The 25,153-nt window shown below is 61.6% G+C and carries 27 protein-coding genes and 1 pseudogene; 10 read left to right on the forward strand and 18 right to left on the reverse strand.

From position 1 onward, the window contains the following. Nucleotides 1–132 precede the first annotated feature (132 nt). The 4 genes from HNO86_RS10935 to HNO86_RS10950 all read right to left on the reverse strand — a co-directional run bounded on the left by HNO86_RS10935 (nt 133) and on the right by HNO86_RS10950 (nt 2,657). On the reverse strand, nt 133–1,461 hold the full coding sequence (locus HNO86_RS10935; protein WP_175377003.1) for a deoxyguanosinetriphosphate triphosphohydrolase: 1,329 nt from the start codon (nt 1,459–1,461) through the stop codon (nt 133–135). A 151-nt stretch (nt 1,462–1,612) separates the two neighbouring features. Next, nucleotides 1,613–1,954: a hypothetical protein gene (locus tag HNO86_RS10940; protein ID WP_175377004.1), complete on the reverse strand. Its 342-nt coding sequence runs from the start codon at nt 1,952–1,954 to the stop codon at nt 1,613–1,615. Further along, nucleotides 1,951–2,340: a phage holin family protein gene (locus tag HNO86_RS10945; RefSeq protein WP_175377005.1), complete on the reverse strand. Its 390-nt coding sequence runs from the start codon at nt 2,338–2,340 to the stop codon at nt 1,951–1,953. Before HNO86_RS10945 ends, HNO86_RS10940 begins: the two co-directional genes overlap by 4 nt. Before the next feature lie 2 nt (nt 2,341–2,342). Continuing rightward, nucleotides 2,343–2,657: a YqjD family protein gene (locus tag HNO86_RS10950; protein WP_175377006.1), complete on the reverse strand. Its 315-nt coding sequence runs from the start codon at nt 2,655–2,657 to the stop codon at nt 2,343–2,345. A 327-nt stretch (nt 2,658–2,984) separates the two neighbouring features. On the opposite strand from HNO86_RS10950, the gene HNO86_RS10955 reads away from it, so the two are divergent. The 5 genes from HNO86_RS10955 (at nt 2,985) to HNO86_RS10975 (ending at nt 6,383) form a co-directional block, all read left to right on the forward strand. Further along, entirely contained in the window at nt 2,985–4,193 is a 1,209-nt protein-coding gene (locus HNO86_RS10955; protein ID WP_175377007.1) for an ammonium transporter, read from the forward strand. Nucleotides 4,194–4,269: 76 nt separating this feature from the next. Then, nucleotides 4,270–4,506: a glutaredoxin family protein gene (locus HNO86_RS10960; protein ID WP_175377008.1), complete on the forward strand. Its 237-nt coding sequence runs from the start codon at nt 4,270–4,272 to the stop codon at nt 4,504–4,506. 162 nt (nt 4,507–4,668) lie between these two features. Continuing rightward, the gene (locus HNO86_RS10965) at nt 4,669–4,986 is read left to right on the forward strand and encodes a transcriptional regulator (RefSeq protein WP_175377009.1); all 318 of its coding nucleotides are present in this window, start codon (nt 4,669–4,671) and stop codon (nt 4,984–4,986) included. Nucleotides 4,987–5,053: 67 nt separating this feature from the next. After that, nucleotides 5,054–5,944 carry a pseudouridine synthase gene (locus HNO86_RS10970; protein ID WP_175377010.1) on the forward strand — a complete coding sequence of 297 codons (891 nt, stop codon included), beginning with the start codon at nt 5,054–5,056 and terminating at the stop codon, nt 5,942–5,944. Nucleotides 5,945–6,101: 157 nt separating this feature from the next. Further along, complete coding sequence (locus HNO86_RS10975) at nt 6,102–6,383, forward strand: hypothetical protein (RefSeq protein WP_175377011.1); 282 nt, start codon at nt 6,102–6,104, stop codon at nt 6,381–6,383. Between the two features lie 71 nt (nt 6,384–6,454). Here the strand turns inward: HNO86_RS10975 and HNO86_RS10980 are convergent, their stop codons facing one another. Then, nucleotides 6,455–6,676: a YgdI/YgdR family lipoprotein gene (locus HNO86_RS10980; RefSeq protein WP_110964155.1), complete on the reverse strand. Its 222-nt coding sequence runs from the start codon at nt 6,674–6,676 to the stop codon at nt 6,455–6,457. Between the two features lie 74 nt (nt 6,677–6,750). Further along, nucleotides 6,751–7,350, reverse strand: coding sequence for a molybdenum cofactor guanylyltransferase MobA (gene mobA, locus HNO86_RS10985; RefSeq protein WP_175377012.1), 600 nt, complete (start codon nt 7,348–7,350; stop codon nt 6,751–6,753). A gap of 90 nt (nt 7,351–7,440) precedes the next feature. Between mobA and moaB the strand changes: the two genes are divergently transcribed. Both moaB and glp read left to right on the forward strand, forming a co-directional pair. Beyond that, nucleotides 7,441–7,980 carry a molybdenum cofactor biosynthesis protein B gene (moaB, locus tag HNO86_RS10990; RefSeq protein WP_175377013.1) on the forward strand — a complete coding sequence of 180 codons (540 nt, stop codon included), beginning with the start codon at nt 7,441–7,443 and terminating at the stop codon, nt 7,978–7,980. Continuing rightward, entirely contained in the window at nt 7,964–9,187 is a 1,224-nt protein-coding gene (gene glp, locus HNO86_RS10995; protein WP_175377014.1) for a gephyrin-like molybdotransferase Glp, read from the forward strand. Before moaB ends, glp begins: the two co-directional genes overlap by 17 nt. 130 nt (nt 9,188–9,317) lie before the next feature. Here the strand turns inward: glp and HNO86_RS11000 are convergent. Next, nucleotides 9,318–9,536 (reverse strand): annotated as a pseudogene (locus tag HNO86_RS11000) (hypothetical protein); the annotation flags it as partial. A 212-nt stretch (nt 9,537–9,748) separates the two neighbouring features. Between HNO86_RS11000 and yegS the strand changes: the two are divergent. Next, nucleotides 9,749–10,666, forward strand: coding sequence for a lipid kinase YegS (yegS, locus tag HNO86_RS11005; protein ID WP_175377016.1), 918 nt, complete (start codon nt 9,749–9,751; stop codon nt 10,664–10,666). Here yegS and HNO86_RS11010 read toward each other — a convergent pair. The 3 genes from HNO86_RS11010 to HNO86_RS11020 form a co-directional block, all read right to left on the reverse strand. Beyond that, the gene (locus HNO86_RS11010; protein WP_175377017.1) at nt 10,650–11,306 is read right to left on the reverse strand and encodes a response regulator transcription factor; all 657 of its coding nucleotides are present in this window, start codon (nt 11,304–11,306) and stop codon (nt 10,650–10,652) included. The two genes, yegS and HNO86_RS11010, sit on opposite strands and share 17 nt — an antisense overlap. After that, nucleotides 11,303–12,196, reverse strand: a complete 894-nt coding sequence (locus HNO86_RS11015; protein WP_175377018.1) for a sensor histidine kinase — start codon at nt 12,194–12,196, stop codon at nt 11,303–11,305. The genes HNO86_RS11010 and HNO86_RS11015 overlap by 4 nt, the downstream gene beginning before the upstream one ends. 495 nt (nt 12,197–12,691) lie before the next feature. Beyond that, nucleotides 12,692–13,162, reverse strand: coding sequence for a hypothetical protein (locus HNO86_RS11020; protein ID WP_175377019.1), 471 nt, complete (start codon nt 13,160–13,162; stop codon nt 12,692–12,694). Between the two features lie 468 nt (nt 13,163–13,630). Here HNO86_RS11020 and HNO86_RS11025 point away from each other — a divergent pair, with 468 nt between their 5' ends. Both HNO86_RS11025 and HNO86_RS11030 read left to right on the forward strand, forming a co-directional pair. Next, complete coding sequence (locus tag HNO86_RS11025; RefSeq protein ID WP_175377020.1) at nt 13,631–14,566, forward strand: chemotaxis protein CheV; 936 nt, start codon at nt 13,631–13,633, stop codon at nt 14,564–14,566. 173 nt (nt 14,567–14,739) lie between these two features. Further along, on the forward strand, nt 14,740–15,546 hold the full coding sequence (locus HNO86_RS11030; protein ID WP_175377021.1) for an MOSC domain-containing protein: 807 nt from the start codon (nt 14,740–14,742) through the stop codon (nt 15,544–15,546). A gap of 69 nt (nt 15,547–15,615) precedes the next feature. On the opposite strand, the gene HNO86_RS11035 is transcribed toward HNO86_RS11030, so the two are convergent. The 8 genes from HNO86_RS11035 to HNO86_RS11070 form a co-directional block, all read right to left on the reverse strand. Further along, the gene (locus HNO86_RS11035; protein WP_018929993.1) at nt 15,616–15,900 is read right to left on the reverse strand and encodes a pyrimidine/purine nucleoside phosphorylase; all 285 of its coding nucleotides are present in this window, start codon (nt 15,898–15,900) and stop codon (nt 15,616–15,618) included. Between the two features lie 61 nt (nt 15,901–15,961). After that, nucleotides 15,962–16,513, reverse strand: a complete 552-nt coding sequence (locus HNO86_RS11040; protein WP_175377022.1) for an exonuclease domain-containing protein — start codon at nt 16,511–16,513, stop codon at nt 15,962–15,964. A 63-nt stretch (nt 16,514–16,576) separates the two neighbouring features. After that, nucleotides 16,577–18,547, reverse strand: coding sequence for an acetyl/propionyl/methylcrotonyl-CoA carboxylase subunit alpha (locus HNO86_RS11045; protein ID WP_175377023.1), 1,971 nt, complete (start codon nt 18,545–18,547; stop codon nt 16,577–16,579). Nucleotides 18,548–18,653: 106 nt separating this feature from the next. Then, nucleotides 18,654–19,451, reverse strand: a complete 798-nt coding sequence (locus HNO86_RS11050; RefSeq protein WP_175377024.1) for an enoyl-CoA hydratase/isomerase family protein — start codon at nt 19,449–19,451, stop codon at nt 18,654–18,656. Continuing rightward, nucleotides 19,448–20,605: a citronellyl-CoA dehydrogenase gene (gene atuD, locus HNO86_RS11055; RefSeq protein WP_175377025.1), complete on the reverse strand. Its 1,158-nt coding sequence runs from the start codon at nt 20,603–20,605 to the stop codon at nt 19,448–19,450. Before atuD ends, HNO86_RS11050 begins: the two co-directional genes overlap by 4 nt. A 100-nt stretch (nt 20,606–20,705) precedes the next feature. Continuing rightward, nucleotides 20,706–22,322: a geranyl-CoA carboxylase subunit beta gene (gene atuC / locus HNO86_RS11060; protein WP_175377026.1), complete on the reverse strand. Its 1,617-nt coding sequence runs from the start codon at nt 22,320–22,322 to the stop codon at nt 20,706–20,708. Nucleotides 22,323–22,325: 3 nt separating this feature from the next. Then, entirely contained in the window at nt 22,326–23,195 is an 870-nt protein-coding gene (locus tag HNO86_RS11065) for an SDR family oxidoreductase (protein ID WP_175377027.1), read from the reverse strand. Nucleotides 23,196–23,207: 12 nt separating this feature from the next. Beyond that, nucleotides 23,208–25,010: an acyclic terpene utilization AtuA family protein gene (locus HNO86_RS11070; protein WP_175377028.1), complete on the reverse strand. Its 1,803-nt coding sequence runs from the start codon at nt 25,008–25,010 to the stop codon at nt 23,208–23,210. Between the last annotated feature and the right edge of the window lie 143 nt (nt 25,011–25,153).

Here is a 25,153-nt window from a genome sequence, read left to right on the forward strand (position 1 = left end):
GCTTCAAAAACCGCCAATCGATCAGTCGTTGCGACATCACTTGTAGGGCGATTCTGCGAACGTTGAATGCCGATGGTGTTCAGGCGGCTGATCGGCCATTACAGCGGCGTAATGGTCGATCAGCAGAACTCATCAGCGATTGGAGCGTCCCGTCATCTCCAGCGCCATGTCGCTGGCGTAGCTGTCCGTCATGCCGGCGATGAAGTCGATCATGCGCAGGAACGATGCATGCAGCGAACCGTGCGGATCCGGCGCATTGTTGCCCAGCAGATCGAGAATCCGCCGGCTCTTGAAGGACGGTGTGCGGCCGTTGTGTTGTTCCACCGCCGCACCACAGAACGCATTGAGCAATATTTCCAGGGTGGTGTAGGCGCCGATTTCGTGCAGGGTCTTGCGTTTGTCCTGGAAGATTTTCTTGCGGGCCATGTCCTTTGCATTGAGCACGCACCGTTTGGCCGGGCCATGCATGTGTTCCACCAGGTCGCCGGGCAGCGCGCCGGCCAGCAAGGCGTCCTGCTGTTCGACGAAGGCACGGGCCGCGGCATTGGTCAGGTGTTCGATGGCTTTGCCGCGCAGGATCGCCAGTTTGCGGCGACGGGAATCCCCGGGGCCGAGCTGGCGATAGGTTTCCGGCAGATCGTCACCCACCAGGTCCAGCAGCAGGGATTCGACTTCGGCGTATTCGAGCAGCGACATTTCCAGGCCGTCTTCGAGGTCGATCAACGCGTAGCAGATGTCATCGGCGGCCTCCATCAGATACACCAGCGGATGGCGCGCCCAGCGCTGATCTTCGAGTTGCGGGAGGCCGAGCTTCTGGGCGATCTGTTCGAGCAATGGCAGTTCGCTCTGGTAGCAGCCGAATTTGTGTTTCTTGTAGCCCAGCGAGTCGGCGTGCCGCGCCGTCCAGGGGTATTTCAGGTAGGTGCCGAGGGTGGCATAGGTCAGCCGGGTGCCACCGTCGAACTGGTGGTACTCCAGCTGGGTCAGTACCCGAAAGCCCTGAGCATTGCCTTCGAAGTTGAGGAAGTCATTGCGCTCGGCTTCGCTCATCGCATCGAGCCAGCCACGCCCGGCGGCTTGCTGGAACCAGTGGCGAATCGCATCTTCGCCGGAGTGGCCGAAGGGTGGATTGCCGATGTCATGGGCCAGACAGGCCGACTGCACCACCATCCCCAGATCGCTGGGATCGCACCACTCGGGCAGGGCGCTGCGGATGGTTTCGCCGACGCGCATGCCCAGGGAGCGGCCAACACAACTGACTTCCAGCGAGTGGGTCAGTCGGGTGTGGATATGGTCGTTGCTGGAGACCGGATGCACCTGGGTCTTGCGTCCGAGGCGACGGAACGCGCCGGAGAAAATGATGCGGTCATGGTCTTTGTGAAAGGGGCTGCGGCCAAGTTCCTGCGAGCTGTGCAGTGGCTTTCCGAGGCGTTCGCGGGTAAGCAGGGTATGCCAATCCAAGGCGGGGGCTCTCCGTCGGGGGCTTGAGTTCCTAGCTTCCCGTTTCAGGCCGGGACCTGCAAGGTTTTCCACAGGCAGCACACGGGATGCCCCTCTGAATAAGGAGGAGCATCCCGTGGGTTTGGCTGAAAGTCAGCTGAAAAGTGACAGTTCAGGGCCTGCGCGAGGAGCCCTGCATCACCAGTTTGATCAACGGGCCCAGGGTTGCGCCGAGGCGAACCAGACGGGTCAGACTGCTGGCACCGCCGCTTTTGGCCCCCTTGCCGGTGAGAAAACCCAACAGGGTGACCGCCGCCACGCCCCAAAGTGGAGCGTGCTTGATGCCCAGGCCTTCGTGCAGGTTTTGCGTCATCCCGCGCATACGGTGCAGGGGTTGCAGCAGTTGCGCGGATTCGTTGCGGATTTCCTGGCGATGCATTTCCATGCGCAGGCGGATCAGCGTCTTGCGCATTTCCGTGCGCGAGGCGTTGCGAGGCAGTTCGGGCAGGTTCATGGCAACAGGCGCTCCCGGTCGTTGGACAATTCTTCCAGGGTGCCGTGGAAGGGCGAGGATTCATCGAAAATCGCCGCTCTCAGGCGAATCCCGCAGAAAATCGCCGCCAGGGTATAGAAGACGCAAAGGCCGATGATCGCCTCCATGCGGTAGGTTTCCCAGAACAGGATCACCACCAGGGTCGACAATCCCACCAGCAACAGCAGGGCGAACACCAGGGCCAGGCCTGCGAACAGCAGCAGGCTGACGGTGCGGGCTTTCTGCTCCTGCAGTTCGATGCCGAACAATTCGACATGACTGTGCAGCAAGCCGAGAACGGCGGCGCCGAGGCGTCGCGATGAGGAACTGGCGCTCGCCGTGGACGCGCCCAAATCTTCGATTGCCATGATCAGCGCCGGGTTGCCAGCAGACCGAGAAGGAAACCCACGCCGGCGGCGATACCGACCGACTGCCATGGGTTGGCCTGGACGTAATCTTCGGTCGCGGTCACAGCGGCCTGGCCGCGTTCGCGCAACGAATCTTCGGTCAGCTTCAGGGTTTCCCGTGCCCGCAGCAGGCTGTCATGGATCTGCCCGCGCAATTCGTCGGCCTGGTCACCCGCCAGGGACGCCGTATGTTCAAGCAACCGCTCGGTGTCGCTGACCAGTGTCTGAAAATCGTTCATCAGAATTTCTTGAGCAGTCTTTGCCTTGGTGCTGGCCATTGGTGATCTCCATAAGTGGCGTCTGAAAGGTTCGAGTATGAGCCCTTCGCGAAGGTTCAGTACAAATGACTGGTACAACTCTTGCTGTGTCGTGGTGCGTCAGCCTGCGGCTCTGCGCTGTTGCTGGGCATGATTTACGCAAAACCCTGATTGCAGCAACCGCAAACCGGATAGAAAAGCCGGTTGAGGTTGGCCTTGAAGAACCCTTGTGCGCCAAAGCGGTTCATCGGGCGTGATGCCCTCGATGTCGGGCGTCACAACTTGGTGCATGGATTGCCCGCGCGAACTGCTTTGGTGCTTTTTTCTGCCTTGAGGTCTGCCTGATCCATGGAAAATCTGCAAAGCGCTGTCGACAGCCTGGTCCATAGCTCCAACACGTTGTTCATTTTGATCGGTGCGGTCATGGTCCTGGCCATGCACGCCGGTTTTGCCTTCCTTGAAGTTGGCACGGTGCGCCAGAAAAACCAGGTCAACGCGCTGTCGAAGATCCTCAGCGACTTCGCCGTTTCGACCCTGGCCTACTTCTTTATAGGCTATTGGATTTCCTATGGGGTGACCTTCATGCAACCGGCGGCGGCGCTCAACGTCGATCACGGTTACGGGCTGGTGAAGTTTTTCTTCCTGCTGACCTTTGCCGCGGCCATCCCGGCGATCATTTCCGGCGGCATCGCCGAACGCGCACGCTTCGTTCCGCAGCTGTGCGCGACGGCACTGATCGTGGCGTTCATCTATCCCTTCTTCGAAGGCATGGTCTGGAACGGCAACTTCGGCCTGCAAGCCTGGTTGCTCGAGCGTTTCGGCGCGGGTTTCCATGACTTCGCCGGCTCCGTGGTGGTGCACGCCATGGGCGGCTGGCTGGCGCTGGCGGCGGTGTTGCTGCTCGGGCCGCGTAACGGTCGCTACCGCGAAGGGCGCCTGGTGGCGTTCGCACCGTCGAGCATTCCGTTTCTGGCGCTGGGCTCGTGGATCCTGATCGTCGGCTGGTTCGGCTTCAACGTAATGAGCGCGCAGACCCTGCAAGGCGTCAGCGGGTTGGTGGCGGTGAACTCGTTGATGGCGATGGTCGGCGGTACAATGGCCGCGTTGATCGTCGGGCGCAATGACCCGGGCTTCCTGCACAACGGTCCGCTGGCCGGGCTGGTGGCGATCTGTGCCGGCTCCGATCTGATGCATCCGGTGGGCGCGCTGGTCACCGGGGCGATCGCCGGGGCGTTGTTCGTCTGGTGCTTTACCGCGGCTCAAAGCAAATGGCACCTCGATGATGTGCTGGGTGTCTGGCCGTTGCATGGTCTGTGCGGTGTGTGGGGCGGCATCGCCTGCGGCATCTTCGGTCAGAGCGCACTGGGCGGGTTGGGCGGAGTCAGCCTGATCAGCCAGTTGATCGGCACGGCATTGGGCGTGGTGGTGGCATTCGTCGGCGGCTATGCGGTGTATGGCGCGATCAAGGCCTTCCACGGCCTGCGCCTGAGCCAGGAAGAAGAGTATTACGGCGCGGACCTGTCGATTCACAAGATCGGTGCGGTCAACCAGGAGTGATCTGCGCCGGTCGGGCGCTCGACGACTTTTCGGGGCGGGCCTAGAATAGTCACTTCATTTTTGTGGTTGAGCGCTCATGCCTCCTGAATGTCAGCTGTTCGGCACCCTGGGGTGCCACCTCTGTGAAGTGGCCGAAGCCCTGCTGATGGAGTTCGTCGAGCGCGGCCTGCTGGTGGAACTGGTGGACATCGCCGACGATGAAACCTGGTTCCAGGCCTATAGCCTGCGGATTCCGGTTTTGCGACGGATCGATACCGGGGCGGAGTTGGGCTGGCCGTTCGGCTCCGACGATGTGGTGGATTTTCTGCGTTAGCCTTTCTTGACGACCGCTCCGCCGGTCGAACTCTACGCTTCATCCTATTGGCTTAAACGGTGCGATTCGGATACTGTATGCGCATACAGTTATTCGGATTGCGCGCTGCTGTTCCTGGATTCAGGGGTGAGCGGGGCGGTCCGGGCGTGAGAGGGATGAATCGTGGTCAATGTCGAACAGTTGAAGAGCAGCGTGAACCGGATGTCGGTGGACGTCGTCCGCGAGGCGGTGCTCGAATTGCGCCTGGACGGGCTGGTCACCGAAGGCAAGACGCCTTTCAACAAACTGCATTTCAATACCTGTTTCGCGGAAATCGAAGCCTTGTTCCAGCGTGCCGGCTATCACCGCCAGCTGGACGTCGTGGGTTATCAGGGCTTGTTGTACGCCCTGTATGACCCGGTACGCTGGGAGGCGGTCGATGTCCTGCGCTGGCTCAAGGAGTACACCGAGGCCGCGGCGCGCACACCGATACCAGCCTGATTCTTCGCTAGGTTCGTGCGCAGCGCTGTTGGATAATGCCGCTCTGCCTGAGATCCAGAGTTTTCAAATGTCCAGTTCATCTTTTTCCGCCGCACACAGCCAGGCCAGCACACTCTGCTTGCCGCCTGGTTCGTGGCAGACCGTTTTCGATTGCCTGTGCGAGCACTTCAGCGCCATCGGTCGTGAACAGTGGCTGGACCGTTTCGCCCGGGGCCGCGTGCTGGACGCACAGGGTGCTCCCATTCCGCTGGACCTGCCGTACAAGCAGGGCCTGCGCATCCATTATTTTCGCGAAGTACCGGACGAGAAACCGATCCCGGTGGTCGAATCGATCCTGTATGCGGACGAGCATCTGGTGGTGGCGGACAAACCGCATTTTCTGCCCGTGACGCCTTCGGGTGGCTATGTCGAACAGACATTGCTCAGACGCCTGATCCGTCGCCTGGACAACCCGCATCTTGTGCCGCTGCATCGCATCGACCGGCATACGGCCGGGCTGGTGCTGTTTTCCGCCAATCCTCAAACTCGCTCGGCGTATCAGTCGCTGTTCCCCACCCGGCAAATCGAAAAGCGCTACGAAGCCATCGCCCCGGCACTGCCTGAGCTTTCATTTCCCCTGGTGCATAAAAGCCGAATGATCAACGGCGAGCCGTTCTTTCGCATGCAGGAAGGGCCGGGCACGCCGAATACCGAAACCCTGGTCGAGGTCAAAGAGCGCAACGGAGAGCTCTGGCGCTATGCGCTTTCCCCGGTCACGGGCAAACAGCATCAGCTGCGAGTCCACATGACCGCGTTGGGCGCGAGCATCTGCAACGACCCGTTTTATCCACAGGTGCTCAAGGATGCGCAGGACGACTACGCTAATCCCTTGAAGCTGTTGGCCCAGGGATTGACGTTCGTGGATCCGGTCACGGGGCAGCAGAGAACCTTCGAGAGTGAGATCACCCTGCAGTGGTAATCCAGGGCGATCCGGCTCATGCGAAGTTCGAATAAATCGAATTTATGATCAGCTTTGCAGTCTTTTGAACAGGCCCCCTGAGGGTGGTGTTCAAAGCACTCGGGACAGCCGCCAGATCGTCCGGCGGCTCCGAGACCTTCCATGCAAGGAGATACCCATGAAACGTACCGTTTTCACTGGAATGTTCATTTGCGCTGCAATATTGGCCTCTCCCGTCCATGCCTCTTCGGACCATGACCTTTGCACGATCAAGCTGCAGGAACTCAAGGACAAGGTAACCACCCTGCCGGCGACCTCTGAAAACACCACCATGGAAGTCAAACGCATGCAGGCCAGCGCGGAAGCGGCCAATGCCGCGAACGACGACAAGAAATGCATCACCGAAGCCACCCAGGCGATCACCCGCGTGGACAAGCTGGCGAAAGAACCGAACCCTTGATTGGCGTCCGCCAGAAAAGCAAATGCCCCGACAAGTCGGGGCATTTTCGTATCCGGTAGTCGCCGCGCGGATTACAACTCTTTAACGGTGCGAACCTGATCCTTGTTGATGCGGGTCTGCTTGCCGTCCAGTTGTTCGAATTCGTAGAAGCCCGAATCCTTGTCATAGCTAGGCGTGTCGACGGCCTGGATCTCGCGGCCGTCATTCAGAGTGATCACTGCAGGCGACGAGCAACCGGCGAGGGTAGCGAGGCCCAGAGCGAGCATGAAAGTGGCCAGGGTCCGTTGAGTCATGGTGTGTCTCCGAAAATGAATACTTGATTACTAAACTTCAGACGTGTGCAGCGCGTGCAAGTTCCTCGGTGCGATCAGTCTGACACAGTGTTGTGGGCGCTTAACAGTTCCGGGGTGTTGAGGTTGGCCAGCCGCGGATCGTTGTCGGGGCACTGCAGGGCGGTGGCGCCGAGTTGGCGCATGAGCCGTCCCGGGCTGCGCTCGCCCTGTTGCCAGGCGCTCTCGACATCATCGCGAAGTGCCACGGGTATGACGCACAGCAAAGGCTCCCAGTGATCGTCATGACGCAGCATCAAGGGCTTGTCCGGATGAAGGCTGGCGGCTTCGCGCATGCTGGCGATCAGCGCCTCATCGACCCGCGGCACATCGCAGGGCAGGACCAGCATGTGGCTGTGGCGCGCCGCTTTCAGGCCCGCCCGGATGCCGGCCAGGGGGCCCGGAAAGTCGCCTTCGTCGTCGTGAACCAACTGGTCGGCGTAGGGCGCGTATTTTTCCAGGTTGCGGTTGCAGGAGATGATCAGGTCATCGCTCAGCGCCCGGGTCTTGCGGTGCAGGTGCGCAATCAGCGGCTCGCCGTGCCATTGCACCAGGCCTTTGTCCTGACCGCCCATGCGTTGGCCGCGGCCGCCCGCCAGGAGGAGAATGGAGCAGGGGGGCAAATGATTCGAGGTCATGGCGGGTTTCCATTAAGCAGGGTGGGGCGGCGAGAAAATGGGGCGCTGTGATATAACACCGGGCTGTTTCTCCTACAACTGGATGAGCCTATGACTACCAAGGCTGAAGTACCTTTCGCACCGCTCAACATCGCGGTTCTGACGGTCAGCGACACCCGAACCCTGGAAACCGATACCTCAGGCCAGGTCTTCGTCGACCGCTTGACCGCCGCCGGCCACAACCTGGCTTCCCGGGTCCTGCTCAAAGATGATCTTTATAAAATCCGTGCGCAAGTCGCCAACTGGATTGCCGACGACGTCGTCCAGGTGGTGTTGATCACCGGCGGCACCGGCTTCACCGGACGCGACAGCACGCCGGAAGCGGTGGCCTGTCTGCTCGACAAGCAGGTGGACGGTTTCGGTGAGCTGTTCCGGCAGATCTCGGTCGCCGACATCGGCACCTCGACCGTTCAATCCCGCGCGCTGGCAGGTTTGGCCAATGGCACGCTGGTCTGCTGCCTGCCGGGCTCGACGAACGCCGTACGCACCGGGTGGGACGGCATCCTCGCCGAACAGCTGGATTCGCGTCATCGCCCGTGCAATTTCGTTCCTCATCTGAAACAGGCGGCTCCCTGTGAATCCCGCGGGTAAGCCGGGCAAGACCGGCAGCCTGATGCCGGTCGAGGTGGCGCTGGCGCGTTTGCTCGAGATGGCCGAGGCCTCGAGCATCGTCGAGCGTGAGCGCTTGCCGCTGGCGCAGGTCCAGGGGCGTGTGCTGGCCGACGATCTGCTGTCGACCCTCGATCTGCCGCCATGGCCCAACAGCGCCATGGACGGCTATGCCCTGTGCGCGGCCGACTGGACCGGCGAGCCGCTGGTGGTCAGCCAGAAGATTTTTGCCGGGCAGGCGCCTGACCCGTTGCAGCCGGGCACCTGTGCCCGGATCTTCACCGGCGCGCCGGTGCCAGCCGGCGCAGACTGCGTCGAGATGCAGGAAAACGCCCAAGTCCAGGCGGATGGGCGCGTGGTCTTCACCGAAAGACTCACGCCGCAGCAAAACATTCGTCCACAGGGGCAGGAGACCACGGTCGGCGAATTGATCCTGTCGGCAGGTACTGTCCTTGGTCCCATCGAAATGGGCCTGGCCGCCTCTCTCGGTTGCGCGGAGCTGGAGGTGATTCGCCGGGTGCGAGTGGCGGTGTTGTCCACCGGCGATGAGTTGATCGAACCGGGGCAGCCGCTGGGGCCCGGGCAGATCTACAACAGCAATCGCGTGGTGCTCTGCAGTTGGTTGCAGCGCATGGGTTGCGAGGTGATCGACGCCGGCATTCTGCCGGACAATCTGGACACCACCCGTGCGCGGCTGGGCGAACTGAAGAATGTCGACCTGATTCTTTCCACCGGTGGCGTTTCGGTGGGCGAGGCGGATTTTCTCGGCATCGCCTTGCGCGAAGAGGGTGAACTGAGTTTGTGGAAGCTCGCGATCAAGCCCGGAAAGCCGCTGACATTTGGGCATTTTCGCGGAGTGCCGGTGATCGGCTTGCCGGGCAATCCGGCATCGACACTGGTGACCTTCGCTCTATTGGCCAGGCCCTATCTGCTGCGTCGCCTGGGCGTGCAACAGGTCGAGCCGCTGAAGATCCAGGTGCCGGCCGGGTTTGACTGGCCTGTCGCGGGCCATCGACGCGAGTACTTGCGCGGTCGCCTGGAGAACGGGCGGGCAATCATCTACAGGAACCAGAGTTCCGGTGTGTTGCGCAGCGCCGCCTGGGCGGATGGGCTGGTTGAAGTGCTGGAGGATCGCACGTTGGTGGCGGGTGATTCGGTGTACTTCATACCGTTGAGCGAAGTGCTCTAACCGTAACTGCAGGAGCCGAGCTTGCTCGCGATGGACGTTAACGATGACGCTGGGGGCCCGACACCCCGCGGCGTTCTCGGGTTCATCGCGAGCAAGCTCGGCTCCTACAGTTCTATTGAGTTCGAAGAGCTCAATGCGCCAGCAACAACGTCACCAGCTGATCAAACCGGCTATTGGCAATCCAGCCCAGCAGACCCAGCAACACCGCCGTCCCGCCCACGGTATAGGCAAGGCGATGCTTGATGGATTTGACTTCGCTGCGCACGTTTTCCATGTCTTTGCGCAGGTACTTGAGGTGTGCCTCCAGTTCGGTGACTCGGGGTTCCATCTCAACTTCTCCTTGGGTTTTTTATTCTGCGGAAGGCTGAAAAATCCGGACACCAAAGTGTATGAATCCCACCTGATGGTCAATTAAGGCAATTCCTCACCTTTTGTAAGAAAAATCCTGTCTTGCATGGCTTGGGCGTGCGCGAAGGAAAATAATTGGATTGGCATCGACTTTTCTTACGGGGTCGAGGGTCAACATCTCCCGTATGGCACTCAAACCCGGGGGGATTGCACATGAGCGAACGCAAAGCGCTGCTGATTCTGCATGGCAAGCAGGCGCTCAACGAAGAGGTCCGCGCCGCCGTCGAGAGCAAACGCCAACAGGGTTGGGAGCTGGCGGTGCGGCTGACGTGGGAGGCGGGCGATGCCCAGCGCCTGGTGAGTGAGGCGCTGGCGGCGGGCTATCGGCAGATCATTGCCGGAGGCGGCGACGGTACGCTGCGGGATATCGCCGAAGCCCTGTCCGAACAGTCGAGCCAGGCCAGTCTGGTCCTGATGCCGCTCGGCACCGCCAACGACTTTGCCCGTGCGGCCGGCGTGCCACTGGAACCGGCCCAGGCACTGAATCTGCTGGACGTTGAGCCCTGTGCGATCGATCTGGGAGAAGTCGGTGGCCAGGTGTTTCTGAACATGGCCACCGGCGGATTCGGCAGCCAGGTCACCGCCAACACCTCCGAGGATCTGAAAAAGGTTCTGGGCGGCGCGGCCTATTTGTTCACAGGATTGTCGCGCTTCAGCGAACTGCACGCCGCCTATGGCGAATTGCAGGGACCGGATTTCCACTGGAGCGGTGATCTGCTGGCCCTCGGGATCGGCAATGGCCGGCAGGCAGGGGGCGGGCATGTGCTGTGTCCACAGGCACTGGCCGACGATGGCTTGCTCGATATCAGCATCCTGCCTGCGCCGCAGGAGCTGGTCGACACTCTGAAGAACCTGCTGGCAGATGGTTTCGGCCTCGACAGCCTGTTTGTGCGGGCCCGGTTGCCGTGGGTCGAGATCAAGGTCTCCGAAGGCCTGTACATCAACCTCGATGGCGAGCCGCTGGAAGGGGACAGTCTGCGTTTTTCGGCGCGACCGGCAGCCCTTCGCGTGCATTTGCCAAAGGATTCGCCGCTATTGAGCGCGACGCAACCTGTCAGTCGTCCAGACTGATGATCTGCTCGCGCACGGCGAACAACACCAGGCCCGCCACATCGAAAATCTGCAGGCGTTTCATGATTTGCGAGCGGTGGGTTTCCACGGTCTTGACGCTCAGGCCCAGGCCGTTGGCGATTTCCCGGGTGGACTTGCCGCGAACGATCAGGCGCAGGATTTCCAGCTGACGGGCCGTCAGGTTGTGAGTATCCGAGGGCTCGGGGGCGGTCTGGTTCCGGGTCAGGGCCTGGGTGATCACGGTGTGGGCAATGGCCGGACTCAGGTAGCGTTCGTTGTTGCGCAAGGCTTCAAGGGCATGTTCCAGCTCGGTCGGGGTGGTGTCCTTGAGCAGGTAGCCATGGGCCCCGGATTCCAGAGCCTGCATGATCAGCGCCGGGTCGGTGTGCATCGACAGGATCAGCACCTTACTGTGGGGACGGATGCGCTTGAGCTGCTGCAACGCCTCAAGGCCACCGGTCTGCTTCATGGAAATATCCAGCAGCACGATATCCGGGGACAGATGTTCGACCATGGCCAGCAGCTGCGAGCCGTCGTTGGCCTCGCCGATCACGGCATAACCAGGAAGGTCCATCACCAGGGCGCGCACGCCAGCCCTGATCAGCGAGTGGTCATCCACCAGAAGTAAGTTACAAGTCAATGCATAACCTTATTCGTACTGGCCCGTTCGAGCGCGCGGGGCGCCCAGGGGAACAGAGCTTCGATTTGAGTGCCTTGGCCCGGCTCGCTGGTGACGCTCAGCGTGCCGCCCAACTGAGTGATCCGCTCCGACATGCCGGCCATGCCGCGCTGTCCCTCGCGACCGGGGTCGGTGGCGGGGGCGAAACCCTGGCCGTCGTCACGGATCGACAGCGAAAGACCCTGAGGCAAGCGCTGCACGCACACCACCAGATTCTGCGCATTGGCGTGGCGCAACATGTTGGTGACGGCTTCCTGGGTAATGCGAAACGCCGCCACGGCCATTTCTTCCGGGATTCCGGTCAGGCGCTGGTGGCATTCCAGGCTCCAGTGCACGGAGGTATTGGCCAGCGTCTTCAGCAGATGCGCCCGCAGGCTGGCTTCCAGGCCCAGGCTGGTCAGCTGCCTCGGATTGAGGATGGCCGACACATCCCGGACCTTGGTCAGGGTTTCTTCCAGGGTGTCGCACAGCACGGCGCATTGTCCCTGGAGTTCTTCGGGCATCCGGCGCTTGAGCCAGGCGCTTTGCAGCTTCGCCGCGGTCAGCAACTGGCCGATGTCGTCATGCAGTTCACGACTGAGCCGGTGCCGTTCGTTCTCTTGAACCTCCAACAAGCGATCGGCCAGTTCCTGCGGCTGAAACTTGATCGATTTGCGCGACAGCCGATATTGCACCCCGACGCAACTCAAAGCCGCGATGTTGAGAATCATCAGACCCAGGGGCAGCGGAATCGAAAGGCAATAGACCAGCAGGCTACCCAGCGTCGAGCAGGCGCACAGCGAAAGCGTGAACCGACGCGCGTTTTCTCGAGAGGGTGGCCAGGTGGCGAGTGACTTGAGGCTGGCGTACATAACGGAATGGAGCCAATGAAGATGCGCTGCGGGCAGCCCGGTCATGCTCTGACGGGCCTCTGTTTGTCATGTTGTACAACAACGTCAATGGCACATGATTTTTGTACAGGAAAACCGGCCGGAAACTTGTTCGGGCCAGTAAAAAATCATCTTGCCATTATTTGACGTCAACTAATGGGCGGCATAGTACCACTTAAGATACCGTTGGTCGCGCACGGGTTATATGTCCGGGAAGTCAGGAACATGGCATTGGGAAAGTGGAATCTCACCAGGAAAGTGGGGGTATCGTCACCATTTAGCTTCGATTTACCACAGAACCCGTTGTTTCAGTTCCGGCTGAGCCCCTGTTCTGGACAGGCATTTAGTTGCCTGAAGGAAGAGTTGTTACTTGCATGGGTCGCAATTGGATAAGCGATATTCAAATACGACAAGGGTTAAATCAAATAACCGTCAACTAACAGCAATAATTGTGAATTACGACACGGTTCCAGCGTCTCAGGCCTGACGCTCCATGTAGGGCGCAACGGTGAAAGGCTTGGAATTGACCGGTAGTTGAAACGGGCGATGACCCACCTGGATGGCAAAGGCTTCGATCAGGGTCGTCTGCTCGGTTTCATCGAGACACAACTGGCCGGTGTTCTGGTCGATCAGCTCGAGCTGCCAGGCGATTAGCGTCAGGCAGTCCTTGAGGGCGCCCAAGGCCTCGTCGTGCAGGTCCATATGGCTCTGGGCATGGTTGAGCAGGCCGTGGATGTGCAGGGAAAACTCAGACACGGCAGCCAGTGCCAGGGCGTCCGCCTTGCTGGCCAGTTTGAGCAGCGTACTGAGCAGGCAATCGATTGCGTCCCTGTCATTACTGATCAATTGCAGGTGGCTCAGGCATTCCTCCGTCTTGGCCAGAAGCGATTCGGCTTCGACCAGAAACTCCGGGACCCGCTTTGCCCACTCTTTACGATTGTCCGGCATGCTTATCTCCACAACGTCATGACTAGTGAGGGGATGTCGTGTGTGTCGACGAGAACGTTGGTCGTTCCGACGTCTGCGTTTCGTCGTGCAATCGCGTTCCGCCAGGCAGAGGTACCGGCTGCGGAACTAGTTATGAGGGTATAGGGCTGAGGGCCCGCGATCGCACACAAAAGCCTGACTCCATTCATGCAATGAGAATGGCGTCACATTAATGGCTATTGGATATTGCGAATATCAGGTTGCACCTGATTGTTGCTCAGGGAATCCCTTACGCGACGGAACCTATTGAATTATCAATGGTCGCGCGCTCAGAAAATGTAGCAGATAAATTCACATCGTCAGTAAAGCATGATGTTAATGTGACATCAATGTTGGAGTGCGGCATTTTGTACGGGGTCAAGGTCTTTCACATCCAGCCGATAACCTCCTATTCGTGAATTACATCGGTACAACGCCCAGGAGTCAGTAATGGCCGGCATTCTTGATACGGTAGACCAACGTACGCAACTGGTGGGTGAGAATCGCCTGGAAATTCTCATGTTCCGCCTGGCCGGACGGCAATTGTTCGCAATCAACGTGTTCAAAGTGCAGGAAGTCCTGCAGCTGCCGAAGCTGACCCTGATGCCTCAGCGTCACCCGTTCGTTTGCGGGGTGGTCAACCTGCGCGGCCAGACCCTGCCGGTGATCGATCTGTCCCAGGCCATCGGCATGCGTCCGCTGGTTCCGGGGCCGAACAGCACTATTATCGTTACCGAGTACAACCGTTCCGTGCAGGCGTTCCTGGTCGGTGGCGTGGATCGCATCGTCAACATGAACTGGGAAGCGATCATGCCGCCGCCGGGCAGCGCCGGTCGCCAGCATTACCTGACGGCCATCAGCAAGGTCGATGATCAGTTGGTGGAAATCATCGACGTGGAGAAGGTCCTGGCGGAGATCGTGCCTTACAACGCCAAGGTATCCCGGGAGAAACTGGCCGACCCGGTGCTCGAGCGTGCCCGTGGTCGTGAGGTGCTGCTGGTGGATGACTCCAACGTGGCCTTGGCGCAGTTGCGAGATACCCTGGGGCAGTTGGGGGTGAAGATGCATATTGCCAGTGACGGCCTGAAGGCGTTGAACATGCTCAAGGCGTGGGCGGACAGTGGTGTCGATATGACCGAGAAGCTGTTGATGGTCTTTACCGATGCGGAGATGCCGGAGATGGATGGTTATCGGCTGACGACGGAAATCCGCAATGATCCGCGTTTGCGTGGTTTGTATGTGGTGTTGCATACGTCGTTGTCGGGCAGTTTCAACGATTCGATGGTCAAGAAGGTGGGGTGCGATAACTTTCTTTCCAAGTTTCAGCCGGACAAGTTGGTGGATGTGGTGCGCCAGCGTCTGGTGCTCGACGAAGTTCCGGCGTAAACCCTGTGGGAGCGGGCTTGCTCGCGAGCTTTTGATCTTGCTTCTAAAAAATCAAAAGATCGCAGCCTCGTTTCACTCGACAGCTCCTACGAAGAGCGCAGGTGAGATTTCAACCTTTGATTCAACGCTGAAGCTCGTATAGGGTGGCTTTTTTGTTTTTCAGGGAGCTGGCCATGCTGCGTCTGAGCGCGCTTTATCGTTATCCGTTGAAATCCGGCAAGGGTGAGACTTTGCAGCAGGTCGGTCTCGACAAGCTGGGGCTGGACGGTGATCGACGCTGGATGCTGGTGGACGAGGCCAGTGGGCGGTTTCTGACTCAGCGGGCGGTGGCGCAGATGAGTCAGTTGTCGGCGTTGTGGAATGCCGAGGGTGGGCTGAGCCTCGAGGCGCCCGGTCAAGCCATGATCAACGTCGCCTTGCCTGCCAGCGATGCCGAACTGCGCGGCGTGACCATTTGGCGCGACACGTTGCGGGTGCCGGATGCCGGCGATGCCGCGGCAGCCTGGGTCAGCGAGTTTATCGGCAAGCCGACACGCCTGGTGCAGATCCCGCTCGAGCGCGCCCGTACTACCGAGGCGGGTTATGGCAAGGATGACGATCAGGTGGCGTTCGCCGACGGTTTTCCGTTGTTGCTGATCGGCCAGGCCTCGCTTGAGGATCTGTCGCGGAAGGTCGGTCGCCCCATGGAAATGCTGCGGTTCCGGCCGAATCTGGTGATCGAGGGCAGCGAAGCCTTTGCCGAGGACGGCTGGAAGCGCATTCGCATCGGCGAGGTCGAGTTCCGGGTGGTCAAGTCGTGCTCGCGCTGCATCCTCACCACCATCGACCCGCAGACCGGTGAACGCAGTGCCGATCGCGAACCTTTTGCGACCTTGCAGCAATACCGTGCCAACGCCAATGGCGCGATGTTCGGGCAGAATCTGGTCAACGATGGCAACGGCCGCCTCGAAGTCGGCATGCCGGTCACCGTTCTGGAATAAACGCCCGTTAAACAAAAATGCCCGTGTCCTTGGACACGGGCATTTTTTTGCGCTGTGAAACCCGAGGGTTTAGCCGCGGTATTCGCACAGGTAAGCGGTGTCGACGGCAACCTTCAGCTGGAACTTGCTGTTGGCTGGCACGTTGAACTGGCTGCCGGCGGCGAAGGTCTGCCAGTCGCTGCTGTCCGGCAGTTTGACGGTCAGGGCGCCGGACACCACGTGCATGATTTCACGCTGGCTGGTGCCGAATTCATATTCGCCCGGAGCCATGACGCCGATGGTCGCCGGACCTTCAGCGGTGCCAAAGGCGATCGACTTGACGGTGCCGTCGAAGTACTCGTTGACTTTAAACATGGGCGATTCCTCGAAAAGGGCTAAAAAGGGCCGGCCAGTATGCACAAGGGGGCCGGTGCCGTCACCTCTCCAGAGGGGGGAGAATCTGCGGCAGCAGACGAGCCGTATTGCGTGCGTCCTCCAGCGCCCGGTGCTGCTGCCCGGTAAATTGCAGGCCGGCCAGTTGCAGCGCGCTGTTGAGCCCCAGTGGCCGTTCCAGGCGCCGGGCCTTGGCGAAGCGCTGCTTGAGGTTGATGTGCGGCGTGCGGCTCAGCTGACTGTCGAGTTGCAGGCGCTGCCACTCCTGAATCAGCTGCTTGCGATCGTAATCACCCCAGCTGACCCAGCCCTCCAGCGGTGACGGATGCTGCCCCAGCCATTGCTCGAACGACGGCCAGATTTCGCTCAGGGTCTGCGCCGAGTCGACATCGGCCTGGCTGATGTGGGTCAGCTCCCGGCAAAAAGGGGTCAGAAGCGGCCGCCGCAAGGGCCGCACGAAGCGCTGGAAGTGGTCGACTTCGCGCCCTTTGCGGTCCACCAGCGTGGCGCCGATTTCAATGATTTCCATTTCCGTGACAGGCCAGCCACCGTCATCGGTGGTGGCTTCCAGATCAATGACCAGCCAGTGAGGCATTGCAGGGTTTCCCGGTATCCGCGTCTTGATGGGTTTGAGCGTAGCCAAACCCTGCGGTTCCGCCTAGCCGACCGATTCGACCTCCAACAGAATCTGCCGGTTCTTGACCTGATCGCCGACCTGCACCTGCAGGCGCTTGAGCACGCCGTCGATGCCGGACTTGAGCGGATGTTCCATTTTCATCGCCTCCAGCACCACCAGCAGTTGCCCCTTGCTGACCTGGCAGCCCTCGTTGACCAGCACATCGACGATCGCCCCATCCATCGGCGCCTTGAGCGTGCCGCAGCTGGCGCTGGCCTGGCTGCTGACCGGCGCCTGGGTGCGGTCTTCCAGGCGCAGGCTGCCGGGGCGGGTAAACAGGCAGATTTGCCCGGCCTGCAAGCGGTAGGCATGGCGCTGGCGGATGCCGTCGATTTCCAGGATCGCCTGGCGTCCATCGCAATCGATGATCTTCAGCGCAAGACTGCGTTCGGCCACTTGAATCCGCAACGCCTCGCCCGGCACGGCATTCAATGACACCGACCACTGCTGTTCATCCAGCCCTAGCCGATAGTGCAGCGCCGCACTGGCGTTGTTGCGCCAGCCGGCCAGCGGACCACGGTGCGCTTGTGTCGATGCCTGATAGAGCAGGCCGGTGGCAATCGCCAGCTCTTCGGCACTGGGTTCATGCACACGCAGGCAGGGATGCTCGGCGAAGTGCTGCGCGATGAACGCGGTACTGAATTGGCCTTCGATGAATTGCGGGTGTTGCAACAGGCTGGCGAGCAGGCGCTGGTTGCTCTGCACCCCCAGCAACACGCTGTCCTGCACCGCCCGCAGCAACTTGCGCCGGGCCTCTTCGCGGGTCGCGCCATGGGCGATCAGCTTGCCCAGCATCGGGTCGTAGAACGGGCTGATGCTGGCGCCTTCGATCAGGCCATGATCGATCCGCACGCCACTGTTCAGCGCTGGTTCCCAGGCATCGATCCGCCCGGTCTGCGGCAGAAAATCCCGGGCCGGGTCTTCGGCATACAGCCGCACTTCCATGGCGTGCCCGTTGAGTCGTACCTGTTCCTGACGCAGCGGCAGCGGTTGCCCTTCGGCGATGTTCAGCTGCCAGGCCACCAGGTCCAGGCCGGTGATCAGCTCGGTCACCGGGTGCTCCACTTGCAGACGGGTGTTCATCTCCAGGAAGTAAAACTCGCCCCGGGCATCCAGCAGGAATTCCACAGTGCCGGCGCCGACATAGTTCACGGCGCGACCGGCCTTGAGCGCCGCTTCGCCCATGGCCTGGCGCAGCGCTTCGGTCATGACCGGGCAAGGCGCTTCCTCGATGACTTTCTGATGGCGCCGTTGGATCGAACAGTCGCGCTCGCCCAGGTAGATCAGGTTGCCGTGGCGGTCGCCGAACAGCTGAACCTCGACGTGCCGGGGCTCGATCAAGGCCTGTTCGAGGATCAGTTCGTCGCTGCCAAAACCATGCAGGGCTTCGGAGCGCGCGGTGCGAATCTGCTCCGGCAAATCTTTCGACTCGTGCACCAGACGCATGCCCCGTCCGCCACCGCCGGCACTGGCCTTGATCATCAACGGATAGCCGATGCGTTCGGCCTCGCGACTCAGCGTCGCGTCGTCCTGCTCGGCACCCTGGTAACCGCGGATGCATGGCACGCCGGCGTCGAGCATGGCGATTTTCGACAGGCGCTTGCTGCCCATCAGTTCGATGGCCTCGGCGTCGGGACCGATGAAGGTGATGCCGGCCGCCTGGCAGGCGCGGGCGAAGTCGGCGTTTTCCGAGAGAAACCCGTAGCCCGGATGGATCGCGTCGGCGCCGGTGCGGCGGGCGGCGTCGATGATCGCCGGGATGTTCAGGTAGGACTGCTGCACCGCGGACGGGCCGATGTGCACGGCTTCGTCGGCCATCTGCACATGCAGCGCATCGGCGTCGGCGTCGCTGAACACGGCGACGGTGCGATAGCCCTGGGCCTGGGCGGTGCGCTGGATGCGGCAGGCGATTTCACCGCGGTTGGCGATGAGGATTTTGCTGAAGCCGGGCATGGTTGATTCCCCTGGTTCTGTGGTGAATGTGAGGGCCTCTTCGCGGGCAAGCCTCGCTCCTACAGGATTACGCGCACCGTAGGAGCGAGGCTCGCCCGCGATGCTTTCAGGAGGCCCACCCCGGTTTGCGCTTCTGCACAAAAGCCAGGGTCCCCTCGACCCCCTCGGCTCCCGTCACCGCCTCACTGAACCACTGCGCCGCCTGATCCAGCAGCTGCGCCGACGGCTGCTGCGCACTGGCCAGCAACAATTGTTTGGTTGCGGCATTCGCCCCCGGCGCACAACACAGCACATGGGCCAGCACTTCATCGAGGCGTTCGGCGAGGGCTTGCGGGTCCTGTTCGACAAAATGCACCAACCCCATTCGCAACGCCTGTTTGCCATCGAACCGCGCCGCCGTCAGCGCCAGGCGCCGGGCCTGGGTCAGGCCGATGCGCTGCACCACGAACGGCGCGATTTGCGCCGGCAGCAGGCCGAGGCTGGTTTCCGGCAGGCCGAATTGCGCCTGATGATCGGCCATGGCGATATCGCTGACGCAGGCCAGGCCAAAGCCACCGCCCAACACCGCGCCCTGCAAGACCGTGATCACCACTTGCGGCGCGCGCTGGGTTTCTTCCAGCAGGGCACCGAAGGCACGGTTCAAATCGCGGTAGGCGCTTGCGCCCTGAGCGCGGGCGTTGGCCATGTCCTTGATGTCGCCGCCGGCACAGAAGTGGCCGTTGGCGCCACTGATCACCAGGGCGCGAATGGCGCGCTCGTCACGCACCGCCGCCAGCACTGCGCGCAGTTCGCTGACCATCTCAAGGCTCATGGCGTTGCGGCTTTGCGGGCGATTGAGGGTGATGTGCAGCACGCCGCTGTACGGCTCCAGCAGCAACGTCTCGCAAACCGGCAGGAGGCTCATTTCTTTTTCCCCGGCAGGATGCCCATGAGTTTGCAGATGATCCCCAGCATGATTTCGTCGGCGCCGCCGCCGATCGACACCAGCCGCACATCGCGGTAGGCGCGGGCCACCGGGTTGTCCCACATGAAGCCCATGCCGCCCCAGTACTGCAGGCAGCTGTCGGTGACCTCCCGGCCCAGTCGCCCGGCCTTGAGCTTGGCCATGGAGGCCAGGCGGGTGACGTCCTGGCCTTTGACGTATTGCTCGGTGGCCTGATAGACCAGCGCGCGCAGGCATTCGATTTCGGTCTGCAATTCGGCGAGACGGAAGTGGATGACCTGGTTGTCGATCAGCGCACTGCCGAAGGTCTTGCGTTCCTTGCAGTATTCGATGGTGCTGTCGACGCAGTGCTCCAGGCCCTTGATCATGTTCGCCGCGCCGAACAGGCGTTCTTCCTGGAACTGCAGCATCTGCATCATGAAGCCCGCGCCTTCATGGCCGATGCGGTTGCGTTGCGGTACGCGCACATTGTCGAAAAACACCTGGGCGGTTTCCGAACTGCGCATCCCGAGCTTGTCCAGATGGCTGCTCAGGCTGATGCCCGGGGTGTTCATCGGCACCATGATCAGCGACTTGTTGATGTGCGGTTTGTCGTCGGAGATGTTGGCCAGCAGGCAGATGAAATCGGCGCTCGGCGAGTTGGTGATCCACATCTTGCTGCCATTGATCACGTAGTCGTCGCCGTCCTTGCGCGCGGTGGTCTTCAGCCCGGCCACGTCGGAACCGGCACCCACTTCGGAGACCCCGATGCAGCCCACCTGCTCGCCGCTGATGGCCGGGCGCAGGAACTCGTCGCGCAGTTCATCGGAGCCGAAGCGCGCCAGCGCCGGGGTGCACATGTCGGTCTGCACGCCGATGGACATCGGAATGCCGCCGCAATGGATGGTGCCGAACTCTTCGGCGGCGACGATCGAGTAGCTGTAGTCGAGCCCCATGCCGCCGAATTTTTCCGGCTTGGAAATGCCCAGCAGACCAAGCTCGCCGGCCTTGCGGAAGATCTCGTGAATCGGAAAACGCCCGGCCTTTTCCCAGGCCTCGACGTGCGGATTGATCTCGTGATCGACGAATTGGCGGACGGTGCGGCGCAGTGCTTCGTGTTCCTGGGTGAAGATCATTTTTATTGTTCTCCTTAAATATGGGGGCACTGCTTTAAGCCCAATCAGTTGAGCCGCCGCGGGACCTACAAGGACCGCGTTTTGCCTGGACTGACTGGCATTAGAACCGCGCCACACCAAAACTGTTGGCCTGCAACGGCCGCACCTCGGCCTCGTGACAGATGTCCAGCAAGAACCCCAGCAAGGTCCGGGTATCGCGCGGGTCGATCAGGCCGTCGTCCCACAGGTTGGCGCTGCCATAGAGCGCCGTGGACTGGGCATCGAGTTTCTGCGCGGTGACCTGTTCGAGCATGTCGAGCATTTTCGGGTCGGGCACCAGGCCGTCTTTGGCCTGTTTGGCCTCGGTGACGATGCGCAGCACCTTGCCCGCCTGGGCACCGCCCATCACAGCGGTGCGACTGTTGGGCCAGGCGAAGATGAAGCGCGGGTCGAGGCCGCGGCCGCACATCGCGTAGTTGCCGGCGCCATAGGAGCCGCCGACGACGATGGTGAGCTTGGGCACGCGGGCATTGGCCACCGCCTGGATCATCTTGGCGCCGTGCTTGATCACGCCTTGCTGTTCCGATTCGGTGCCGACCATGAAGCCGGTGGTGTTGTGGAAGAACAGCAGTGGCGTCTGGCTCTGGTCGCACAGCTGGATGAACTGCGCCGCCTTGCTCGCGCCTTTGGGCGTGATCGGGCCGTTGTTGCCGATGAAGCCACAGGTGCGCCCGTGGATTTTCAGGTGGCCACAAACGGTCTGCTGATCGAACTCGTTCTTGAAGTCGAGAAAGCTCGAGCCGTCGGCGATTCGGGCGATGATTTCCCGCACGTCGTAGGGCTTTTTCGGATCGTCCGGGATCAGCCCCAGCAGTTCCTCGACGGGGTAGAGCGGCTCTTGCCATTCAGGCTGCGCACGCTGTGGCAGCTGATCGTTCCAGGACAGCAGGCTGACAATCTCGCGCACCTGACGCACACCGTCGGCGTCGTTTTGCGCCAGATACTCGGCGGTGCCGGCGAGTTGCGCGTGCATCTCGGCGCCGCCCAGTTCTTCATCGGTGGCGATTTCACCGGTGGCGGCCTTGAGCAGCGGGGGACCGGCGAGAAACAGCTTGGCCTTGCCGCGCACCACCACCACGTAGTCCGACAAACCCGGCTGATAGGCGCCGCCCGCCGTGGCCGAACCGTGCACCACGGTGATCTGCGGCAGGCCCATGGCCGACATCCGCGCCTGATTGGCGAAGCTGCGCGCGCCTTCGACGAAAATCTCCGCCGCGTAGTTGAGGTTGGCGCCACCGCTTTCGGCGAGGGTGATCACCGGCAGTTTGTTTTCCATGGCGACCTGTTGCAGGCGCAGGGATTTTTTCAGGCCGCTGGGGGAAATGGTCCCACCCTTGATCGCGCTGTTGTTCGCCACGATCAACGCGCGCACGCCGGACACATAACCGATCCCCGCAATCAGCCCGCCACCGGCCGAACTGCCGTCCTTGTCATCGTGCAGTTTGTAGCCGGCAAGGCTGGCCAGTTCGAGAAAAGGCGCGCCGGGGTCCAGCAGCAGGTTGAGGCGTTCGCGCGGCAGCAGTTGCCCGCGCTTGTCGAATTTGGCCCTGGCTTCGTCCGCCTTGTTCAACAGGTCCTGTTCCAGCTGACGGATCTGTTCGACACACGCCAGCATGGCCTTGCGATTACTCGCGAACGCCTCGCTGTGGGGATCGAGTTGCGACTGAATCACCGGCATGGGTTATTCCTTGTCTTTGAGCACGTCGGGAAGATAGGCGCGGTGGAAACCGTTGTACGACTCGCTGTTGGTCGCCTTGTGGATCGGCCACGCGCGCCCGCCGAGGCTGGCGGCGCCATCGATGCGCAAGGTGCTGCCGCTGATGAAGGCCGCCGCCGGGCTCAGCAGGAACACGATCGCCGCGCTGACTTCCGATTCGGTGCCGATGCGCTTGAGCGGCACGTGTTCGCGCAAGGTCGGGATCACGGCCTTGAAGGCGCCTTCGTAAGTGTCCATGCCGCTGGAGGCGATCCAGCCCGGCGCCACCGCGTTGACCCGCACCCCGGCGTAACCCCATTCGAAAGCGGCGGTCTTGGTCAGGTTGTCCATGCCTGAACGCGCCGCGCCCGAGTGGCCCATGCCGGGCATGCCGCTCCACATGTCGGCGAGCATGTTGACGATGGCCCCGCCGTGTTTGCTCATGGACTGGTTGAACACTTCCCGGGCCATCAGGAAACCGCCCACCAGGTTGGTGCGCACCACGGTTTCAAAACCCTTCTGGTTGATCGAGGCCAGCGGCGACGGGTACTGCCCGCCGGCATTGTTGACCAGGCCGTGAATCGGCCCGTGCTTGCGGATCAGCTCGCCGACCATGTGGGTGACCGCTTCTTCATCGCGGATATCGCAGGTGCACCAGTCGGCACGGCCGCCGTCCTGGGCAATCTCGGCGACGACGCTTTTGAGCTTGTCGGCCTTGCGTCCCACCAGCAGCACATGGGCGCCGAGGGCTGCCAGTTCATGGGCGGTGCAGCGGCCGATGCCACTGCCGCCACCGGTGACGATGATCGTTTGGCCGGCGAACAGGTCGGCTCGGAAAATCGAATCGTAGGCCATGACGGCAGTCCTCTAGTTGACCTGGTCGGCGATGCGCCGGGGCACCGGAATCTGGATTTCCAACAGTTGCTGGGCGAACGCCTTGCCTTGCGGGTCGATGCGCAGGCTGGCGACACCGCCGCCGCCGAGGGCATTTTCCAGCAGGAAGTTCAGGCTGTGGCTGGCCGGCAGATACCAGCGCTCGACGCGCCCGTGAATCGGATCGAGGACGTGGCTCATCCAGTCGACGATCACCGCCGGCGTCAGCGCCTCGGCGATCCACGGCAGGAACTCCGGCTCGCGGGCCATGACCCCGATGTTGCTGTGGTTGCCCTTGTCGCCGGAGCGAGCCACGGCGAGCTTGATCAGGGCCACGCTGGCGTCGGCACGCTCGCCGGGGTTTGGCGGATCGACCGGAAGGGGCAAGGTGTCGGGGTCGAGCACATCGACGGCGGGCAGGGCGCAGGGCAGGCGCTGGCCGTTGAATTCAATCTCCACCGCGCAGGCGCTTTTGTCGATGAGGAAGGAGAACAGGCGGATCAGCGGATAGACCGTCGGCCGACCGCCGACGATGCCGGTCAGTCCCGGTGCCATGCCGGTGGCGGCCTGGGCGATTTCCCGGGAGAACAGGATCAGCGCCTGCTTGTTCGGATGGCGCACCGCCAGTTTGATCACCACCTCGCGGCTGTCCCGGCGCTGGCCGTGGGGGCCGTAGGTGGCTTCGCTGCCGAGCAGTTCGATGTTCACGTCGGTGTAACGTGCCCAACCGCGTTGCTCGAACATTTCCGAGGTCTTGTCGATGATCGCCTGGCTGACGCGACGGGCCTTGTCCACCGCATCGATGCCGGCGAGCAGGCAACTGGCGGTGCATTTGAAACCGTCGGGAAAGGTGGCGCTGACCTTGTATTGAGCGGTCGGCGGCAAGCCTTTGGCGCCGTGCACGCGAACCGCATTCTTGCCCTGTTGCACCAGTTTGACCTGGGTGAAATCGCAGACCACATCGGGCAGCAGATAGGCCCGTGGATCGCCGATTTCGTAGAGCATCTGTTCGCCCACCGTCAGCGGCGTGACCAGCCCGCCGGAACCTTCGGGTTTGCTGACGATGAACTGGCTGTCGGCACTGACTTCGACGATCGGGAAACCGATGTGTTCGTAGTCGGGCACTTCGCGCCAGTCGGTGAAATTGCCCCCGGTACATTGGGCGCCGCATTCGATGATGTGGCCGGCCAATGCCGCCTGGGCCAGCTTGTCGTAGTCCTGCCAGGACCAGCCGAATTCATGCACCAGCGCGGCGCTGACCACGGCGCTGTCGACCACCCGCCCGGTGATCACGATGTCGGCGCCCAGGCGCAGGGCCTCGACGATGCCCGGCGCGCCCAGGTAAGCGTTGGTCGAGACGCACATCGGCGGCAGGGGCGCACCGCTGAACATTTCATGAATGCCGCGGCTGCTCAGTTGTTTGAACTGCGGTTGCAGGTCGTCGCCCAGCAGCACGGCGATCTTCAGGGCGATTCCGGCCTTGTCGCAGGCCGCTTGCAGGGCGGCGGCGCAGGCCTGCGGATTGACCCCACCGGCATTGCTGATCACGCGGATGTTCTGTTCGGCGAGCCGGGAGAGCAGAGGACTCAAGACTTCGACGAAATCGCTGGCATAGCCGGCCTGGGGATCTTTCATCCGTGCCCCGGCCATGATCGACAGGGTGATTTCCGCCAGGTAATCGAATACCAGGTAGTCCAGGCGACCACCGTCCACCAGTTGCGCGGCGGCAGTCGAGGTGTCGCCCCAGAACGCGCTGGCGCAACCGATGCGAATGGTTTTGGCCGCAGTCACTTGCATAACCCCCTTTCGACAAAGTGTTTCGAGACTACCAAGCAAGCGCTTGGTTTGTAAACTCCGGAAATATCTTCTGGCCGAGCGCTTGCTTGGTTGCCGATGCCAGACTAAATTGCCCGCGCAAGTCCCCTGTTTTAGCGGGGATC

The organism is Pseudomonas sp. C1C7 (assembly GCF_013359595.1).
Lineage (GTDB): Bacteria > Pseudomonadota > Gammaproteobacteria > Pseudomonadales > Pseudomonadaceae > Aquipseudomonas.

What these genes read in the sequence shown, in the direction of transcription:
- HNO86_RS10940 (WP_175377004.1), bottom strand. Translation starts at nt 1,954, where the DNA reads ATGAACCTGCCCGAACTGCCTCGCAACGCCTCGCGCACGGAAATGCGC.
- HNO86_RS10945 (WP_175377005.1), bottom strand. Translation starts at nt 2,340, where the DNA reads ATGGCAATCGAAGATTTGGGCGCGTCCACGGCGAGCGCCAGTTCCTCA.
- HNO86_RS10950 (WP_175377006.1), bottom strand. Translation starts at nt 2,657, where the DNA reads ATGGCCAGCACCAAGGCAAAGACTGCTCAAGAAATTCTGATGAACGAT.
- HNO86_RS10955 (WP_175377007.1), top strand. Translation starts at nt 2,985, where the DNA reads ATGGAAAATCTGCAAAGCGCTGTCGACAGCCTGGTCCATAGCTCCAAC.
- HNO86_RS10960 (WP_175377008.1), top strand. Translation starts at nt 4,270, where the DNA reads ATGCCTCCTGAATGTCAGCTGTTCGGCACCCTGGGGTGCCACCTCTGT.
- HNO86_RS10970 (WP_175377010.1), top strand. Translation starts at nt 5,054, where the DNA reads ATGTCCAGTTCATCTTTTTCCGCCGCACACAGCCAGGCCAGCACACTC.
- HNO86_RS10975 (WP_175377011.1), top strand. Translation starts at nt 6,102, where the DNA reads ATGAAACGTACCGTTTTCACTGGAATGTTCATTTGCGCTGCAATATTG.
- HNO86_RS10980 (WP_110964155.1), bottom strand. Translation starts at nt 6,676, where the DNA reads ATGACTCAACGGACCCTGGCCACTTTCATGCTCGCTCTGGGCCTCGCT.
- mobA (WP_175377012.1), bottom strand. Translation starts at nt 7,350, where the DNA reads ATGACCTCGAATCATTTGCCCCCCTGCTCCATTCTCCTCCTGGCGGGC.
- moaB (WP_175377013.1), top strand. Translation starts at nt 7,441, where the DNA reads ATGACTACCAAGGCTGAAGTACCTTTCGCACCGCTCAACATCGCGGTT.
- yegS (WP_175377016.1), top strand. Translation starts at nt 9,749, where the DNA reads ATGAGCGAACGCAAAGCGCTGCTGATTCTGCATGGCAAGCAGGCGCTC.
- HNO86_RS11015 (WP_175377018.1), bottom strand. Translation starts at nt 12,196, where the DNA reads ATGTACGCCAGCCTCAAGTCACTCGCCACCTGGCCACCCTCTCGAGAA.
- HNO86_RS11020 (WP_175377019.1), bottom strand. Translation starts at nt 13,162, where the DNA reads ATGCCGGACAATCGTAAAGAGTGGGCAAAGCGGGTCCCGGAGTTTCTG.
- HNO86_RS11025 (WP_175377020.1), top strand. Translation starts at nt 13,631, where the DNA reads ATGGCCGGCATTCTTGATACGGTAGACCAACGTACGCAACTGGTGGGT.
- HNO86_RS11030 (WP_175377021.1), top strand. Translation starts at nt 14,740, where the DNA reads ATGCTGCGTCTGAGCGCGCTTTATCGTTATCCGTTGAAATCCGGCAAG.
- HNO86_RS11035 (WP_018929993.1), bottom strand. Translation starts at nt 15,900, where the DNA reads ATGTTTAAAGTCAACGAGTACTTCGACGGCACCGTCAAGTCGATCGCC.
- HNO86_RS11040 (WP_175377022.1), bottom strand. Translation starts at nt 16,513, where the DNA reads ATGCCTCACTGGCTGGTCATTGATCTGGAAGCCACCACCGATGACGGT.
- HNO86_RS11045 (WP_175377023.1), bottom strand. Translation starts at nt 18,547, where the DNA reads ATGCCCGGCTTCAGCAAAATCCTCATCGCCAACCGCGGTGAAATCGCC.
- HNO86_RS11050 (WP_175377024.1), bottom strand. Translation starts at nt 19,451, where the DNA reads ATGAGCCTCCTGCCGGTTTGCGAGACGTTGCTGCTGGAGCCGTACAGC.
- atuD (WP_175377025.1), bottom strand. Translation starts at nt 20,605, where the DNA reads ATGATCTTCACCCAGGAACACGAAGCACTGCGCCGCACCGTCCGCCAA.
- atuC (WP_175377026.1), bottom strand. Translation starts at nt 22,322, where the DNA reads ATGCCGGTGATTCAGTCGCAACTCGATCCCCACAGCGAGGCGTTCGCG.
- HNO86_RS11065 (WP_175377027.1), bottom strand. Translation starts at nt 23,195, where the DNA reads ATGGCCTACGATTCGATTTTCCGAGCCGACCTGTTCGCCGGCCAAACG.
- HNO86_RS11070 (WP_175377028.1), bottom strand. Translation starts at nt 25,010, where the DNA reads ATGCAAGTGACTGCGGCCAAAACCATTCGCATCGGTTGCGCCAGCGCG.